The sequence below is a fragment of the Arenimonas oryziterrae DSM 21050 = YC6267 genome (assembly GCF_000420545.1).
Lineage (GTDB): Bacteria > Pseudomonadota > Gammaproteobacteria > Xanthomonadales > Xanthomonadaceae > Arenimonas > Arenimonas oryziterrae.
In genome coordinates, this window is sequence record NZ_ATVD01000001.1 from 143,065 (window position 1) to 159,762 (window position 16,698).

The following is a 16,698-nucleotide window of genomic DNA, read 5'->3' on the forward strand; positions in this document are numbered from 1 at the left end:
TTCCGGTCGGCGAGCGCGCGAGGTCATGCCTGCCGCCATGTAGGCAGAGGTCAGGACGTCGGCGTTGGCCAGGAGGGTCTTCATTGGGGACGAAGTATTGCAGCCTTCGGTTAGAGCCGCAACTCAGCGGTAACCGATCGACGAGATTTCGGGCGTGACCGAGACCCGCACCCGCAGGCGGTTTCCGGGGTCGTAGGGCAGTCGCGACATGTATTTTTCGCCCTTGTACACGTATTCCACGTCGTAGCCGACGACGCGCCGCTCCTCCCGCTCGACCTCGACCGTGCGGCAGCGGCCGCTGCTGGCCGAGCCGTTGTTGCGGTCGATGTTGCGGCCGATCACCGCGCCGGCCACGGCGCCGGCGACCGTCGCGGCCTTGCGGCCATCGCCCTTGCCGACCTGATTGCCCAAGGCGCCGCCGACCACCGCACCGGCGACCGTGCCGCCAGTCGGGTTGCCGCCATCGCGAACGGCTTGCCCCTCGCACCGTTGTTCCGGCGTGCGGATGCGGAAGGTCTCGAACGCCGGACGTGCGCGCAGGACCTGCGCATAGCCGTAGGTCACGTTCTCGTCGGGACCGCGGCCCTGCCCTTGCGACTGCGCCGCGGCCATACCCGACGATCCGGCCAGCAGGACCAGGACGGCGACACGGGCAAACAAGCGTTCCATGGATTTCTCTCCTGAATCTGGGGCCGGGCAAATGTGATCAGGTTCCAGGGCCCATCGGCGGTGCGTCCCGTTTCCCTTCGGGTAGCGCAGCGGCATGCACTGGATTCAAGCACCCCCTCACTGAACCCGAACCCAAGATTTCCGTTAAGGGCAAGGCAAGCCTTGCTAAACTGCCGACATGGAACTGCGCCTCTACAACAATCTTCATCGCCGCCTGCAAACCTTCGAACCGCTCGATCCCGAGCGCGTGACGATGTACCTGTGCGGGCCCACCGTCTACAACTACGTGCACGTGGGCAATGCCCGCGGACCGGTCGTGTTCGACGTGCTGGCCAAGATGCTGCGTCGTCGTCATCCCAAGCTGGTCTTCGCCCGCAACATTACCGACGTCGACGACAAGATCAATACCGCGGCGCAGGAACTGGGCGTGCCGATCGCCACGATCACCGACAAGTTCACCGCGATCTATCGCGAGGACATGGCGAAGCTGGGCATCGTGCCGCCGGATGTGGAGCCGCACGCGACCGCGCACATCGGTCAGATCATCGCGATGATCGAGCAGCTCATCGCGCGCGGCCACGCCTACGTCGCCGAAGGTCATGTGCTGTTTTCGGTGGGAAGTTTCGCGGCCTATGGCGAGCTTTCTCGTCGTTCGACCGAAGACATGCTCGCCGGCGCGCGCGTCGAAGTGGCGCCGTACAAGAAGGACGCCGGCGATTTCGTGCTCTGGAAGCCGTCCACGCCCGATTTGCCGGGCTGGGATTCGCCCTGGGGCGTCGGCCGACCGGGCTGGCACATCGAGTGCTCGGCGATGGCAGCGGCCCACCTGGGCGAGACCATCGACATTCATGCCGGCGGCGTCGACCTGCAGTTCCCGCATCACGAGAACGAAGTCGCGCAAAGCACCTGCGCCCATGGCGGCAAGGTGTTCGCACGCTTCTGGGTGCACAACGGCATGCTCAATTTCGGCGGCGCGAAGATGTCCAAGTCGCTGGGCAATGTCAGCGTCCTGCACGAGCTGCTGGCGCAACAACCCGCGGAAGCCGTACGTCTGGCCCTGCTCTCCGCGCATTACCGGCAGCCGCTGGACTGGTCCGATGCCACGCTCGAGCAGGCGATCCGCACGCTCGATCGCCTGTACGGCACCTTGCGCGACCTGGCTTCGGTGACGGCCGACACGGTCGCCCTGCCCGCCAGCGTCGAAGAAGCCCTGTGCGACGACCTCAACACACCGGCGGCGCTGGCCGAAATTTCCCGGATCGCCGGCGAAGCCCGCAAGGCCGACACGCGCGAGGCGCAGCGACGGCTGAAAGGCGAGCTTCTGGCTGCCGGTGAAATCCTCGGCTTGCTGCAGCAGGATCCCGCCGCATGGTTCTCGCGCGGCAGCGCCGAGGGTGACGAAGCGCGCATCCAGGCCCTGGTCGACGAGCGCAATCTCGCCAAGCAATCGCGCGACTTCGCGCGTGCGGACGCCATCCGCAAACAGCTGGCCGACGAAGGCGTGCTGATCGAGGACACCGCCGCGGGCGTCCGTTGGCGCCGCGCGTGATGTCGTTGCGCCGACGCAGCCCATGATGTCCAGCCCCTTCCCCACCGAAGCCACCGCGGCCGAGGCGCAGCGCGCCATCGCGGAGGAGTTCGCGTTCTTCGGCGACTGGTCCGAGCGCTACCAGTACCTGATCGACCTGGGCAAACGCTTGCCCGCACTGCCCGACGAATGGAAGATCGAAGCCAATCGCCTGCTCGGTTGCCAGTCGATGGTCTGGATCGTGCCCGAAGGCGATGCCGGCAAGCTCGTTTTCCACGCGATCAGCGATTCGACGATCGTCTCGGGACTGATCTACCTTGCCCTGCGCGTGTATTCCGGACGCAGCGCCGCGGAAATCCTCGCGACGACGCCCGACTACATCGCCGACATCGGCCTGGCCAAACATCTTTCGCCCACCCGCAGCAACGGCCTGGCATCCTTGCTGCAATTCATCCAGCACACCGCGCGGCAGCACCTGCCCGCCTGACCGGAGTTCCATGATGCGCCTTGCTCCCCGTCTGTTGACGTTTTGCCTGGGAGCGGCGCTTGCCGGTCCGATCGCCGCCGCCGACAACCCGATCGCCGTGCCCTCCCTCGCCGCGATGCCGGTCAATGCGCAGCGACTGGCACCGGTGTTGCTGCGCTTCGAAGCCGACCTCGCCAGTGTCGAGCACACGCACGACGTCACCGCGGGCCCGCAACGGGAAGCCGCATTGCGCTCGTTTTATCAGGGCTGGCAGCTTCGCCTGCGCGAATTCGACTATGCGACGCTGGCGCTCGAGGACCAGATCGACTTCGCCCTGCTCCAGCGCGAATTGAACTACCGCTTGCAGCAACTGGATTTCGAACGCCGCCGCTACGACCAGGCGGCCCCGCTGCTGCCCAAGGTGGACACGCTGATCGCGCTTGCCGAGGCGCGCCGCGCCCTGCAGTACGCCGACGCCCGGCACAGCGCGGCCACCCTGGATGCCGCACGCAAGACCTTGGCCGACCTGCAGTCGCGCATCGACCATGATGCCAAGTCCGCGCCCGTGCAGAGCCCGATCGTCGCGTACCGTGCCGCGCGCCTGCTCGACGGCGTGCGCGAAGATCTCAAGGATTGGTACACGTTCTACAACGGCTACGATCCGGAATTCAGCTGGTGGAACAAGCAACCTTACGAGGCCCTCGACCGGCAGATGGAAAGCTACGCCAAACTGCTGCGCGACAAGCTCGCAGGCGCGTCCGATCCCGAGACCATCATCGGCGACCCGATCGGCCGCGATGCGCTGGAAGCGGGATTGCAACACGAGATGATCCCGTACACGCCCGAGCAGATCATCACGCTCGCCGAACGCGAACTCGCCTGGTGCCAGGGTGAGATGAGCAAGGCGGCCAAGGACATGGGCTACAGCGACTGGCATCAGGCGCTGGAGAAGATCAAGCTCGACAGCCCGCCACTGGGCGAGCAGCCGAAACTGGTCGTGCAACTCGCCGACGAGGCGATCGACTATGTGACGCGCAACGATCTGGTCACCGTGCCCGAGTTGGCCAAACGCGACTGGCGCATGACCATGCTCACGCCCGAGTACCAGTTGCAGGCGCCGTTTTTTCTCGGCGGCGAAGATGTCTGGGTCGCGTATCCGACCGACTCGATGCCGCAGGACAAGCGGCTGATGACGATGCGCGGCAACAACCGTTATTTCTCGCGCGCGGTCGTGCATCACGAGCTCATCCCCGGTCACCACCTGCAGTATTTCTACAACCAGCGCTACCAGCCGCAGCGCCAGCTGTTCGATACGCCGTTCTGGACCGAGGGTTGGGCCCTGTACTGGGAGTTCCAGCTATACGATCGCGGCTTCGCCAAGTCGCCCGAAGAAAAGCTCGGCATGCTGTTCTGGCGCAGCCATCGCGCCGCACGCATCCTGTTCTCGCTGTCGTTCCACATGGGCAAGATGACGCCGCAGCAGGCGGTCGATCTGCTGGTGACGCGCGTGGGCCACGAACGCGAGAACGCGGCCGCAGAAGTGCGGCGCAGCTTTGCCGGCGACTACGGTCCGCTGTATCAGGCGGCGTACATGCTCGGCGGTCTGCAGTTCCGCGCCCTGCATCGTGAACTGGTCGAGTCCGGAAAGATGAGCGACCGGCAGTTCCACGACGCCATCCTCATGGGCGGTCCGATGCCGGTGTCGGTGGTGCGCTCGCGACTGCGCGGCGAAGCGCCAAAAGCCGACCTGCCGGCGGAGTGGAAGTTCTACGAAAACCTCTAGGGCTTGAGGTTGATCCAGGTCGACTTGAGCTCGGTGTATTTGTCGAAGGCGTGCAGGGATTTGTCACGCCCGTTGCCTGATTGCTTGTAGCCGCCGAACGGCGCGGTCATGTCGCCGCCGTCCCAATAGTTGACCCAGACGCTGCCCGCACGCAGTTTGCGCGCGACGCGGTGCGCGCGCGACAGATCGTTGGTCCAGACGCCCGCGGCCAGCCCGTAAGGCGAATCGTTGGCGATGCGCAGGGCCTCGTCTTCGCTGTCGAAACTGATTGCTGCCAGCACCGGCCCGAAGATCTCCTCCCGCGAGATCGTCATCTCGTGCGCGACCTCGTCGAAGATCGTCGGCTCGATGTAGTAGCCGCCGCTTTCCTGCAGCACGCGACGGCCACCCAGGGCCAGCCTGGCGCCTTCGGCCTGACCTTTGTCGATGTAGCCGAGCACGCGCTTCATCTGGCCTTCGTCGACCATGGCGCCCATAGGCGCACCCGGTTCGAAAGGATGCTTGGGCTGCATGCGCTTGCCCGCTTCCACGACCATGGCCAGGAATTCGTCCTTGATCGAACGCTCCACCAGCAATCGCGACGCCGCCGTGCACACCTCGCCCTGGTTATAGAAAATGCCGCTCGCCGCCGCGACGGCCGCGGACTTCAGGTCAGGCGCGTCGGCGAATACGATGTTCGGGCTCTTGCCGCCGCATTCCATGTACGCCCGCTTCATGTTCGAGCGACCGGCGCATTCGAGCAGGAACTTGCCGACCGCCGTCGAGCCCGTAAAAACCAGGCCGTCGACATCCATGTGCAGCGCCAGCGGCTCGCCGGCACCCTTGCCGAAGCCAGGCACGACGTTGAACACGCCCGGTGGAATACCCGCCTCCATCGCCAGCTCAGCCAGTCGGATCGCGGTCAGCGGGGATTTTTCCGACGGCTTGAGTACGACCGAATTGCCCATCGCCAACGCCGGCGCGATCTTCCATGCCGCCATGAGCATCGGGAAATTCCACGGCACGATCGCGCCGATCACTCCCAACGGCTCGCGCGTGACCAGACCGAGCTCGTCGCGGCCGGTCGGCGCGATTTCATCGTAGACCTTGTCGATTGCTTCGCCGGTCCAGTTCATGCAGCGCACGGTCGCGGCGACGTCGACCTGGAGCGCGTCGCTGACCGGCTTGCCCATGTCCAGCGATTCGAGCAGGGCGAGTTCTTCGCCGTGCGCTTCGATCAGCTGGGCGAACTTGATGAGGGTGCGCTTGCGATGCACGGGCGAGCTTGCCGACCACAGGCCCTTGTCGAATGCGCGGCGCCCGGCTTCGACGGCGCGATTGATGTCCTCGGACTCGCATTCGGCGACCGCCACGATCACGCGTCCGTCGATCGGGCTGATGCAATCGAAGGTCTTGCCCGAGGCCGCGTCGGCATAGCCGCCGTCGATGAAGGCCTGGCTGCGGATTTCCAGCGCGTTGGCGCGGGCCTGCCATTCTTCGCGGGATTGGGGCTTGCTCATGGCGGACTCCGGGGATGGTTGCGATGGGGCGGCCCTCACCCCGGCCCTCTCCCGGCGGGAGAAGGAGAACAGCGTTAGAAGGTGGGCGGCGTGCTGGCGCTGACCAGGATCGCGGGTTCGCTGCCGACATTGCGAAAACGATGCGGCGTGCGGCTTTCGAAATAGTAGGCTTCGCCCGGACCCAGCACGCGGATGCGGTCGCCGACGGTGATTTCCACCTGTCCTTGCACGATCACGCCGCCTTCCTCGCCATCGTGCGCGAGCATGGTTTCGCCTGTGTCGCTGCCCGGTGGCATGACTTCGCGGAGGATGCACATCTGGCGCGCACCGCGGCGCTTGCCGACCAGGAAGTAGTGGATATCGTTGTTGCCCAGGTCCGGCAGATCGTCGGCCGAATAGAAGGGGCCGTCCTGGCTGTCGTTGTCCATGTCCAAGGTGAAGAAGTCGGCCAGCGAGATCGGAATGCCGTCCAGCACCTTCTTCAGTGAACTTACCGACGGACTGACCTTGTTCTGCTCGATCAGGGAGATCGTGCTGTTGGTGACACCCACACGTTTGGCGAGCTCGCGCTGGCTCAATCCCTTGCCAGTACGTACCGATTGCAGACGCGAGCCGATGTCCATGGAAAGCCTGATTTTTGTGATGCGGAATATTTAACACCCGGGGCCCGCATGGTCAATTATTCAACAGAACGCATCGTGTTGTAAATTTTATTCAACACTGATAGCTTGCCCCAAAACACGCGCCGAGCCCGTCCGATGAGCATGAATTCCGCCGATTCCCCGTCCGCGCACGCCGCCCTGGGAGACGCCTACGAGGCGCAGGCCCGGAGCGCGCCGGAACGACTGGACGCCTTCTGGATGCCGTTCACGGCAAACCGGCAGTTCAAGCAGCATTCGCGCCTGCTCGCCAGCGCCAGGGACATGCATTACACGACCGTGGACGGGCGCCAGGTGCTCGACGGCGTTGCCGGCCTTTGGTGCTGCAATGCCGGCCACGGCCGGACACGGATCATCGAGGCCGTCAGCCGGCAGATCGCAACCCTGGATTTCGCGCCGACTTTCCAGATGGGCCATCCCCTGCCCTTCGTCCTCGCCGAACGCCTGGCCGCCATCGCGCCCGATCCGCTCAAGCATGTCTTTTTCACCAATTCGGGCTCCGAATCGGTCGATACCGCCCTGAAAATCGCACTCGCCTATCACCGCGCGCGCGGCGAGGGTCAGCGCACCCGCCTCATCGGTCGCGAAAAGGGTTACCACGGCGTCGGTTTCGGCGGCATGTCGGTCGGCGGCATGGTCAACAACCGCAAGTTCTTCGGGCCCATGCTGCCCGGCGTGGACCATCTGCGGCATACGCTCGACATTTCGCGCAATGCGTTTTCGCGTGGTCTGCCCAAGCACGGCGCGGAATTGGCCGATGACCTCGAACGTCTCGTGCAACTGCACGACGCCAGCACGATCGCGGCCGTCATCGTCGAGCCCGTGTCCGGCTCCGCGGGCGTGGTTTTGCCGCCCGAGGGCTACCTCAAGCGTCTGCGCGAGATCTGCGACAAACACGGCATCCTGCTGATCTTCGACGAAGTGATCACTGGCTATGGCCGCGTCGGCAATGCGTTTGCCGCGCAGCGTTTCGGCGTCACCCCGGACATGATCACCACCGCGAAAGGGCTCACCAACGGCAGCGTGCCCATGGGCGCGGTGTTCGTGTCGAACGCGATCCACGACGCCTTCATGCAGGGCCCAGAGGGCGTCATCGACCTGTTCCATGGCTACACCTATTCGGGCCATCCGCTTGCCTGTGCCGCCGCCCTGGCTACGCTCGACACCTATGCCGAAGAGAAACTATTCGACAAGGCGCTCGACATCGGAGCGTTCTGGGAAGAATCCATCCACGCGCTGAGGGACCTGCCCCACGTCATCGACATCCGCAATTTTGGCCTGATCGGCGCGATCGAACTGGCGCCGCGCGAGGGCAAACCGGGTTCGCGCGCGTTCGATGTGTTCACCAAGTGCTTCCACGACAAGGACTTGCTGATCCGTACGACGGGGGATGTTGTCGCGTTGTCGCCGCCGCTGATCCTGGATAAATCGCATATCGGACAGATTTTCGGCCGCCTCGCCGAAGCGATCCGCGAAACGGCTTAGTACAATGGGCGGCCCGGTCCTGCGGCAGGCTGGAACCTGGACCGGCGAAAACGAACAACAACGCTTCGTGCCCCGGGAGGGCAAATCATGCTTATCGGCGTCCCCAAGGAAATCAAGAACCACGAGTACCGCATCGGCCTGACGCCTTCGGGCGCGCGCGAGCTGATCGCGAACGGCCACAAGGTCATCGTGCAGCGCGACGGCGGCAAGGCCATTGGCCTGACCAATGAGCTGTACGCCAAAGCCGGTGCCGAGATCGTGGACACGGCGGAAGAAATCTTCCGGCGCGCGGACATGATCATCAAGGTCAAGGAACCGCAGCCGAACGAATGCAAGATGCTGCGCCCGGGCCAGGTGCTCTATACCTATCTGCATCTCGCGCCGGATCCGGAACAGACCAAGGCGCTGGTCGCCTCGGGCGCGACCTGCATCGCGTACGAAACCGTCACCGATCGCAAGGGCGGCCTGCCGCTGCTCGCGCCGATGAGCGAAGTCGCCGGTCGCATGTCGATCCAGGCCGGCGCGCATGCGCTGGAGAAAGCGCAGGGCGGTTCCGGCGTGCTGCTGGGCGGCGTGCCGGGTGTGAAGCCGGCGGAAGTGCTGGTCATCGGCGGCGGCGTGGTCGGCATCAATGCCGCGCGCATGGCGATGGGCCTGAACGCGCACGTGACCATCCTCGATCGTTCGCTCGATCGCCTGAAGTATCTCGACGAGGTCTATGGTGACCGGCTCACCACGATCTATTCGACGCACGATGCGATCGAAGAGCGCCTGCCCGATACCGATCTGGTCATCGGTGCGGTGCTGATTCCGGGCGCGGCTGCACCCAAGCTCGTTTCGCGCGATCAGCTCAAGCTGATGCGTCCGGGTTCGGTGCTCGTCGACGTCGCGATCGATCAGGGTGGCTGCTTCGAGACCAGCAAGGCGACGACGCACCAGAATCCGACCTACGAAGTGGACGGCATCATCCACTACTGCGTCGCGAACATGCCCGGCGGCGTTGCGCGCACGTCTACGTTCGCTCTGACCAATGCCACCCTGCCCTTCGCCGTGCAGCTGGCCAACAAGGGCGCGAAAACGGCCATGCTCGCCGACGAGCATCTGCTCAACGGCCTCAACGTGCATGCTGGCAAGCTGACCTACGAAGCCGTGGCCAAGGATCTGGGCTACGAATACGTGCCGGCGGCAAAAGCGCTGGCGTAACCGACAACTTCCCTCTCCCGTCAGCGGGAGAGGGAATCGATGTTTCGTTCAATGTTGCTTCCGGAAGACCCATCGCCATGACTGAAACCCCCGCCACCCTTGCGCACTTCATCCACGGAAAGGAAGTCGCGGGAACCAGCGGGCGTTTCGGCGACGTTTTCGATCCAGCAACGGGGCGGATCACCGGGCGCTTGCCGCTCGCCTCGAAAGCCGAAGTGGAAGAAGCGATTTCGATAGCATCGGCCGCGTTTCCCGCCTGGGCCGCGACCACGCCGCTCAACCGCGCACGCGTGCTGTTCCGGTTCAAAGCCTTGCTAGAGCAGCATGCGGACGAAATTGCGTTGGCGATCACGCGCGAGCACGGCAAGGTTCTGTCCGACGCGCGCGGGGAACTGACCCGCGGCATCGAAGTCGTCGAATTCGCCTGCGGCATTCCGCAATTGCTCAAGGGCGAGCACTCGATGAACGTCGGCAGCGGCGTCGACAGCTACAGTGAATATTCTCCGCTCGGCGTCGTCGCCGGCATCACCCCGTTCAATTTTCCCTGCATGGTGCCGATGTGGATGTTTCCCATCGCGATCGCCTGTGGCAACACCTTCATCCTCAAACCATCCGAGCGCGATCCGACGCCGACGATGATCCTGGCCCGGCTGCTCAGTCAAGCCGGCCTGCCCGACGGCGTGTTCAACGTCTTACACGGCGACAAGGAAGCCGTCGACACCCTGCTCGACGATCCGCGCGTGCAGGCGGTGAGCTTCGTGGGCTCGACGCCGATCGCCGAATATCTGTATGCCCGCGGCAGCGCCGCCGGCAAACGCGTGCAGGCACTGGGCGGCGCCAAGAACCACATGGTCGTGATGCCCGATGCCGACATGGATCAGGCCGCGAATGCACTGCTGGGCGCGGGCTATGGCTCGGCAGGTGAACGCTGCATGGCGATTTCCGTCGCGGTCTGCGTGGGAGACGCCACGGCGGACGCACTGGTGTCGCGTCTCAAACCGATGGTCGAAGGATTGCGTGTCGGTCCGGGCTGCCAGGGCGATCCCGACATGGGCCCGCTGGTCACTGGCGCACATCGGGACAAGGTACGGGGCTACGTCGATCTGGGTGTCAGCGAAGGCGCCGAGCTGATCGTGGATGGCCGGGCACTGAAAGTCGCTGGTCACGAGGCCGGTTTCTACCTGGGCGGCTGCCTGTTCGACCGGGTCACGCCGGAGATGCGCATCTATCGCGAAGAAATATTCGGACCGGTGTTGTGCATCGTCCGCGTCCCCGATTTCAACCGCGCGGTGGCCCTGGTCAACGAACACGAGTACGGCAACGGCACGGCGATCTTCACGCGCGACGGCGATGCCGCACGCCAGTTCGCCCATGGCATCCAAGTCGGTATGGTCGGCATCAATGTCCCGATTCCGGTGCCGATGGCCTTCCACAGTTTCGGCGGCTGGAAGCGTTCCCTATTCGGGCCCCTGCACATGCATGGTCCGGACGGCGTGCGTTTCTACACGCGGCTCAAGACGATTACCGCACGCTGGCCGACCGGCATTCGCGCCGGCGCCGAGTTCAGCATGCCGACAATGAAGTAGCACGCTTCGAAAGACCGGTGACGCTCGTCCCGGCGACTGCGCTCTGCAGGGAACGACGAGTGGACTGCTTGCTCCGGAGCCCACCATGTCCACGAACGAAAAATCCTCCGCCACTGCCAGCCATGTCGACTTGGCATTCACCCGCGAATCGCCGTACGGAACCCGAGCCGAACCGACCTATTCGGGTGCACTGAGCTTTCTGCGTCGGCGCTACAGCAAGGAACTCGCGGGAGTCGATGTCGCCGTCGTCGGTGTGCCTTTCGACCTGGCGACCACCAATCGTCCTGGAACACGCCTGGGTCCGCGCGCGATCCGCGCGGCATCGGCCTCGTTGGCCTGGTGTCCTCCCTATGCCTGGGACTTCGACCCGTTCGATCGTTTGCAGGTCGTCGACTGGGGCGATGTCTTTTTCGATCCCGGCGAGCCGCACAAGGCGCCGGAGGCAATCGCGGCGGCCTATCGGCATTTCGTGGCGAGCGGCGTCGTGCCGTTGACCCTGGGCGGCGATCATTTCATCAGCTTTCCGATTCTGCAGGTGCTGCACGAACGCCACGGCCCGCTTGCCTTGATTCATTTCGACGCCCATTCCGATACCTGGCGTGATCGCGAAGGCCGTATCGACCACGGCACCATGTTTTTTCATGCGGCTCGCCTGGGTCTGGTCGATCCGGCCCGTTCGATCCAGTTGGGCATGCGCACGCACAACGACGAGACGCATGGCTACGAGGTGCGCGATGCGCGTTGGCTGCATGCGCAGGGCATGGACGCGGCGATTGCCGCCATTCGCGCGCGCGTCGGAAAAGCGAAGTGCTACGTCAGTTTCGACGTCGACTTCCTCGATCCTTCCTTTGCCCCCGGCACCGGCACGCCTGTCGTCGGTGGATTCAGCACGCAGGACGCGCTCCGGCTGATTCGCGGTCTTGCCGGCCTGGATATCGTCGGTATGGATGTCGTGGAAGTGTCGCCACCGTACGATATGAGCGAGTTGACGGCACTCGCGGCCGCGTCGATCGCCCAGGAATTGCTGGCGGCGCACGCCAGCCGGTTCCCATCGCGCTGAGGATTCGGCCGGGCACCCGGACGCGGTATCCTGTACGACCCGCGATACCGAAATCCGCATGTCCTCCCTGATTCGCGAACGCGCCATCCTCAAGCCCGCCCAGCTCAATGCGCTGGCGCGCGACTTGCTGGAAGGCAGTTTTGCGCAGGTCTGGGTCGAGGGAGAAATCAGCAACTTCTCCCGGCCCGCCTCCGGCCACCTGTACTTCACGCTCAAGGACGAACGGGCGCAGGTACGTTGCGCATTATTCAAACAGAAGGCCATGTATCTGCGCTTCGTGCCGCGCGACGGCGCCCAGGTGCTGGTGCGTGGCCGGCTGACGCTGTACGAGGCGCGTGGCGACTACCAGCTCGTGCTCGAGCACATGGAGGAAGCCGGCGAAGGCGCTCTGCGCCGGGCTTTCGAGGAGTTGAAGGCCAAGCTCGCGGCCGAGGGCCTGTTCGCGCCTGAACGCAAGCGGCCGGTGCCGACCTTCGTGCGCCGCCTCGGCGTCATCACCTCGCCGCGCGGCGCCGCCGTTCGCGACGTGTTGAGCGTGCTGGCGCGACGTTTTCCGCTGCTGGATGTGGAAATCCTGCCTGTTCCCGTGCAGGGCGACGGCGCTGCCGTCGAGATCCGCGCGATGTTGTCCCGGGCATTGCATTCGCGACGCTACGACGCCTTGCTGCTGACCCGCGGCGGTGGCTCGCTGGAAGATCTGTGGAGCTTCAACGACGAGGCGCTGGCTCGCATGATCGCTGAGGCGGATATCCCGATCGTCTCCGCCGTCGGTCACGAGGTCGATTTTACCCTCGCGGATTTCGCTGCCGATCTGCGCGCCCCGACGCCGTCGGCGGCGGCCGAACTGCTCGTGCCCGACCGCGGCGAATTGCTGACGCGCCTGGCGAATGCCCGTCGTCGACTGGAGACGGCGCTCGCGCGCCGGCTCACCGCGGCCGCACAGCGCAACGACCAGGCCTGGCTCCGCCTGCAGGCATTGCGGCCGCAAATTCGCGTGGAGCGCGGCGCCCATCGCCTGGCCAACTTGCGCGCCCGACTCGATGCCGCCACCACGAAAGGCCTGGTTGCCCGCGTGGACCGTCTGCGACAACTTGCGCAACGGCTTCAACATCGGCATCCGCGCGAAAATCTCCTGTTGCAGCGCCATCGCCTCGACCTGCTCGGCCACCAACTGCACACCCAGATGCGTCTGCGCGTGGAGCGACAGTCCACGCGTCTGCAGGGACTCGCACGAGCGCTGCACTCGGTAAGCCCATTCGCGACGTTGGCGCGCGGTTACGCGATCGTGCGGCGCGAGGACGGCAGCGTGCTGCGAAGCGCGGTCGATGCTCGCGACGGCGAGCCTGTCCGGACGCAGTTGGCGGAAGGCGTCCTGGCGATGATCGTGAAAAAGCCGGCCGATTGACCGACGCGATCAGCGAGATTCGCCCGATTCCGCAATCGCCAATTCCACACCATGCCCCTGACCTTCGCCGCGCTTGGCCCGATACATGGCCGTGTCGGCCTCGCGCAACAAAGCGGCCGCATCCTGTCCGTGCTTTGGATAAGCCGCTACTCCGATGCTCGCACCGACGTACAGCTCCTGTCCCTGGATGCGGATCGGATTGGCCAACGCCGCACGGATGCGCTGTGCGTACGCAAGAAGGCGTTCGTCGCTGATCGCATCAGCGTCGTTGACCAGCAACAAGAACTCGTCTCCGCCCATACGCGCAATGGTGTCGCTGCCGCGCACGGCCTGCTTGAGGCGAAACCCAACCGCGGCCAGCACTTCGTCTCCCGCCGCATGGCCCAGGGTGTCGTTGATCGGCTTGAATCCGTCCAGGTCGATGCACAGCAAGGCGAACACCCGCTGATTGCGTTGTCCTCGCCCGATCAACTGATTGAGTCGGTGCAGGGCCGCCATGCGGTTGGGCAATTGCGTCAGCGGGTCGACGCCGGCCATCGTGCGGATGCGCAGACGATCGCGCAGGATCCGAAAGACCGCCAGAACCGTCATGGCGGTGACGAACAATCCGATCAGACCCGCTTGCGTGAGGAACCAGACAGGCTCGCTCCAACCCGCATTGGGCATCGCCGAAATCAGCCAGCTGCCGCCGGGAACGAACGCCGGGACGCGCACGGCAAGCTTGTCCATGCGACTGTCGTCGCCGTAAATACTTGCACCCGCCGGCCCCATCGCATCGCGTCCACGAATTTCCACGCGCAGCTCGCTCTCCAACGCAGGCATGCCGGCGTCCTCGAGTAGGGCCTCGAAATCCAGATGCAGTGTCGTCGCTCCCCAAAGCCTCGGTACGCCTTCGCGCGACACCCACACCGGCAGGACGCAGGTGAGCGCCTTTTTGCCGCCGGGAGCCGGCCACGGTCCGGCCACGACAGCATTGTCGAGTTGAATGGCATTGAGCATCGCGGGCTTGTAGGCATCGGCCGCCATCAGGTCGGTGCCGAGCAGATATTCGTTGTCGCGCTGCGGATAGATCGTACTAATGCGATAGCCGGGCGCCAGCGTGAGCGCCAGCATGTACGGATCGCTGATCTTGAGTTCTTCGGCGATACGCTGGAAATCGTCTTCGCTCATGCCCTCGCGAATGACCAGGTCGGCCGTCAGTCCGCGCAATTGGGCGACGCTGGAATAGATGCGGGTTTCCAGGCGTGCACGGAAATCCGACAACTGCATCTGGATCTTGGACTGTTGCTCCGTCAAACCGCGCTGTTGCGACAAGCGACCCGCCTGCCAACTGAGCAGCAGGCCCAGCAGCAGGACAGCGAGCGTCGTCAGCCACACCAGCCGCATGCGATGCGGCGGCAGCTTGGGCAGCGGGTGGCGATCGAAATCGGCCATGACCTGACGGGTTGAGAGCGACCTCGCCAGTATCCCACCTAACCCCGTGAATCCGGCCTATCCGTTCCGGAATACGCCCACCCACCACGGAGTTCCGCCATGCGCCCGTCCGCCCTCGCTTTCGCCATTTCCCTGGCCTTGCTGGCCGCCTGCAGCCAGACCCGCCCCAACACCGCGGCAGACACGACGAAAGCCGAAGAGGCGCCTCGGGATCGAGTGGCGCAGCTTGCCGTCGCTCCCCAACCTGTCTCCACGCCCGAAACCGGCGCCATCGCCGCCAGTACGGCCGATCCCCGCCGGGCCGAAAGCGATGCGATTGTCTACGAGGCAACGGATCAGGCCGCTGCCGTGAGCAAGGTCGCCGGCAACATCGCCAGCCCGATGTCGATGCCTCCGCCGCCGCCGGGCATTGGGGGCATCGTCGGCTATGCCGCGCCAGCCAATACCGAGCACTACGCGGAGCACCAGGACAATCCGACGCAACTCGTCGCCGAGAATTCGGTCAGCACGTTTTCGATCGACGTCGATACCGGCAGCTACAGCAACGTGCGCCGCATGCTCATGTCGGGCCAGCGTCCGCCGGCCGACGCCGTGCGCGCGGAGGAGATGATCAACTACTTCGACTACGGCTATGCCGGTCCCGCCTCGCGCACGACGCCGTTCCGGGTCAGCACCGAAATCGCACCGGCTCCCTGGAATGCGAAACACCAGTTGCTGCAGATCGGCATCCAGGGCTACGACGTCGACCGGGCCGAGATCCCGGCGTCCAATCTGGTCTTCCTGATCGACACCTCCGGTTCGATGCAGAGCGAAGACAAGCTGCCCTTGCTCAAGCAGAGCTTCGCCGAGTTGGTCAAGCAACTGCGCCCGCAGGATCGGGTGTCGATCGTCGTCTATGCCGGCAGCGCCGGTCTGATCCTCCCCCCGACGACGGGCGACCAGAAACAGACGATTCTCGCCGCGCTCGATCGCCTCGAAGCAGGCGGCTCCACCAATGGCGGCGAAGGTCTGCAATTGGCTTATGCGATGGCCAAACAAGGCTTCATGCGCAATGGCGTGAATCGCGTGATCCTCGCTACCGACGGCGACTTCAACGTGGGCACCGTCGACCAGAAGGCACTGGAGACGATGATCTCCGATCAGCGCGCCAGCGGCGTGGCCCTGACCACCCTGGGCTTCGGAACGGGCAACTACAACGACGCCATGGCCGAGCAATTGGCGGATCTGGGCAACGGCAATCACGCCTACATCGACACCCTCAACGAGGGCAAGAAAGTACTGGTCGAGGAAATGTCGTCGACGATGCTCACCATCGCACAGGATGTGAAAATCCAGGTGGAATTCAATCCGGCGGTGGTCGCCGAATACCGGCTGATCGGTTACGAAAATCGCGCCCTTCGCCGCGAGGACTTCAACAATGACAAGGTCGATGCAGGCGAGATCGGTGCTGGCCACGACGTGACAGCGCTCTACGAGATCACCCTCGTCGGAAGTGGCGGCGACAGCGTCGACCCCTTGCGCTATGGCCGCAACACCGCTGCGGCCGCCGGCAAGGCGGACGAGATCGCCCTGCTCCGTCTGCGCTACAAGCAGCCCGGCGCGGACAGCAGCCGACTCATTGAGACGCCCCTGTCGAAACGTCAGATCCAGACCCAGGCCAGCGCCCGCCTGCGTTGGGCAGCGGCCGTTGCCGCCTATGCCGACCTGCTGCGCGGCGGGAAGAACGTGGGTCGATTCGGTTGGAACCAGGTCCATGCGCTGGCCGCCTCGGTGCCGGGCGACGATCGCTGGGGCTACCACGCCGAATTCCTCCAGCTCATCGACCGCGCTCGCGGGGTGACCCAGGGCGATGCCCCGGTGGCCGTCAGCGAATGACCGCCATGTGTCTAGGCGAAATCATGAAAACTACGTACGCTCCGCC

General features: G+C 64.7%; 13 protein-coding genes. 9 read left to right on the forward strand and 4 right to left on the reverse strand.

Annotation, left to right across the window (positions count from 1 at the left end; all coding sequences use genetic code 11):
* Positions 1-123 precede the first annotated feature (123 nt).
* Entirely contained in the window at positions 124-669 is a 546-nt protein-coding gene (locus G467_RS0100640) for a glycine zipper 2TM domain-containing protein (RefSeq protein WP_022967801.1), read from the reverse strand.
* 178 nt (positions 670-847) lie between these two features.
* On the opposite strand from G467_RS0100640, the gene cysS reads away from it, so the two are divergent.
* Genes cysS through G467_RS14905 form a run of 3 tightly spaced genes read left to right on the forward strand, consistent with a single transcriptional unit; the run spans position 848 to position 4,446 of the window.
* Positions 848-2,218, forward strand: coding sequence for a cysteine--tRNA ligase (cysS, locus tag G467_RS0100645; RefSeq protein WP_022967802.1), 1,371 nt, complete (start codon positions 848-850; stop codon positions 2,216-2,218).
* A gap of 22 nt (positions 2,219-2,240) precedes the next feature.
* Positions 2,241-2,684 carry a SufE family protein gene (locus G467_RS0100650; RefSeq protein WP_022967803.1) on the forward strand — a complete coding sequence of 148 codons (444 nt, stop codon included), beginning with the start codon at positions 2,241-2,243 and terminating at the stop codon, positions 2,682-2,684.
* Between the two features lie 13 nt (positions 2,685-2,697).
* Complete coding sequence (locus G467_RS14905; RefSeq protein WP_162140737.1) at positions 2,698-4,446, forward strand: DUF885 family protein; 1,749 nt, start codon at positions 2,698-2,700, stop codon at positions 4,444-4,446.
* Here G467_RS14905 and G467_RS0100660 read toward each other — a convergent pair.
* Both G467_RS0100660 and G467_RS0100665 read right to left on the reverse strand, forming a co-directional pair.
* Positions 4,443-5,945 carry an aldehyde dehydrogenase gene (locus tag G467_RS0100660; protein ID WP_022967805.1) on the reverse strand — a complete coding sequence of 501 codons (1,503 nt, stop codon included), beginning with the start codon at positions 5,943-5,945 and terminating at the stop codon, positions 4,443-4,445. The two genes, G467_RS14905 and G467_RS0100660, sit on opposite strands and share 4 nt — an antisense overlap.
* Before the next feature lie 74 nt (positions 5,946-6,019).
* On the reverse strand, positions 6,020-6,568 hold the full coding sequence (locus tag G467_RS0100665) for a cupin domain-containing protein (protein ID WP_022967806.1): 549 nt from the start codon (positions 6,566-6,568) through the stop codon (positions 6,020-6,022).
* Positions 6,569-6,703: 135 nt separating this feature from the next.
* On the opposite strand from G467_RS0100665, the gene aptA reads away from it, so the two are divergent.
* The 5 genes from aptA to xseA all read left to right on the forward strand — a co-directional run bounded on the left by aptA (position 6,704) and on the right by xseA (position 13,343).
* Positions 6,704-8,089: an omega-aminotransferase AptA gene (gene aptA, locus G467_RS0100670; protein WP_022967807.1), complete on the forward strand. Its 1,386-nt coding sequence runs from the start codon at positions 6,704-6,706 to the stop codon at positions 8,087-8,089.
* 87 nt (positions 8,090-8,176) lie between these two features.
* Complete coding sequence (gene ald / locus G467_RS0100675) at positions 8,177-9,292, forward strand: alanine dehydrogenase (RefSeq protein ID WP_022967808.1); 1,116 nt, start codon at positions 8,177-8,179, stop codon at positions 9,290-9,292.
* A gap of 77 nt (positions 9,293-9,369) precedes the next feature.
* Entirely contained in the window at positions 9,370-10,878 is a 1,509-nt protein-coding gene (locus tag G467_RS0100680; RefSeq protein WP_022967809.1) for a CoA-acylating methylmalonate-semialdehyde dehydrogenase, read from the forward strand.
* Positions 10,879-10,963: 85 nt separating this feature from the next.
* Positions 10,964-11,938: an agmatinase gene (gene speB, locus G467_RS0100685; RefSeq protein ID WP_022967810.1), complete on the forward strand. Its 975-nt coding sequence runs from the start codon at positions 10,964-10,966 to the stop codon at positions 11,936-11,938.
* 58 nt (positions 11,939-11,996) lie between these two features.
* Entirely contained in the window at positions 11,997-13,343 is a 1,347-nt protein-coding gene (gene xseA / locus G467_RS0100690; protein WP_022967811.1) for an exodeoxyribonuclease VII large subunit, read from the forward strand.
* Positions 13,344-13,352: 9 nt separating this feature from the next.
* Here xseA and G467_RS0100695 read toward each other — a convergent pair whose 3' ends face one another.
* Entirely contained in the window at positions 13,353-14,777 is a 1,425-nt protein-coding gene (locus G467_RS0100695; protein WP_022967812.1) for a sensor domain-containing diguanylate cyclase, read from the reverse strand.
* 99 nt (positions 14,778-14,876) lie between these two features.
* On the opposite strand from G467_RS0100695, the gene G467_RS0100700 reads away from it, so the two are divergent.
* Positions 14,877-16,652: a vWA domain-containing protein gene (locus tag G467_RS0100700; protein WP_022967813.1), complete on the forward strand. Its 1,776-nt coding sequence runs from the start codon at positions 14,877-14,879 to the stop codon at positions 16,650-16,652.
* The last annotated feature ends 46 nt before the right edge of the window (positions 16,653-16,698 follow it).

Excerpts from the sequence above, each read along its gene's own strand:
- G467_RS0100640 (WP_022967801.1), bottom strand. The coding sequence starts at position 669 with ATGGAACGCTTGTTTGCCCGTGTCGCCGTCCTGGTCCTGCTGGCCGGA.
- cysS (WP_022967802.1), top strand. The coding sequence starts at position 848 with ATGGAACTGCGCCTCTACAACAATCTTCATCGCCGCCTGCAAACCTTC.
- G467_RS0100650 (WP_022967803.1), top strand. The coding sequence starts at position 2,241 with ATGATGTCCAGCCCCTTCCCCACCGAAGCCACCGCGGCCGAGGCGCAG.
- G467_RS14905 (WP_162140737.1), top strand. The coding sequence starts at position 2,698 with ATGCGCCTTGCTCCCCGTCTGTTGACGTTTTGCCTGGGAGCGGCGCTT.
- G467_RS0100660 (WP_022967805.1), bottom strand. The coding sequence starts at position 5,945 with ATGAGCAAGCCCCAATCCCGCGAAGAATGGCAGGCCCGCGCCAACGCG.
- G467_RS0100665 (WP_022967806.1), bottom strand. The coding sequence starts at position 6,568 with ATGGACATCGGCTCGCGTCTGCAATCGGTACGTACTGGCAAGGGATTG.
- aptA (WP_022967807.1), top strand. The coding sequence starts at position 6,704 with ATGAGCATGAATTCCGCCGATTCCCCGTCCGCGCACGCCGCCCTGGGA.
- ald (WP_022967808.1), top strand. The coding sequence starts at position 8,177 with ATGCTTATCGGCGTCCCCAAGGAAATCAAGAACCACGAGTACCGCATC.
- G467_RS0100680 (WP_022967809.1), top strand. The coding sequence starts at position 9,370 with ATGACTGAAACCCCCGCCACCCTTGCGCACTTCATCCACGGAAAGGAA.
- speB (WP_022967810.1), top strand. The coding sequence starts at position 10,964 with ATGTCCACGAACGAAAAATCCTCCGCCACTGCCAGCCATGTCGACTTG.
- xseA (WP_022967811.1), top strand. The coding sequence starts at position 11,997 with ATGTCCTCCCTGATTCGCGAACGCGCCATCCTCAAGCCCGCCCAGCTC.
- G467_RS0100695 (WP_022967812.1), bottom strand. The coding sequence starts at position 14,777 with ATGGCCGATTTCGATCGCCACCCGCTGCCCAAGCTGCCGCCGCATCGC.
- G467_RS0100700 (WP_022967813.1), top strand. The coding sequence starts at position 14,877 with ATGCGCCCGTCCGCCCTCGCTTTCGCCATTTCCCTGGCCTTGCTGGCC.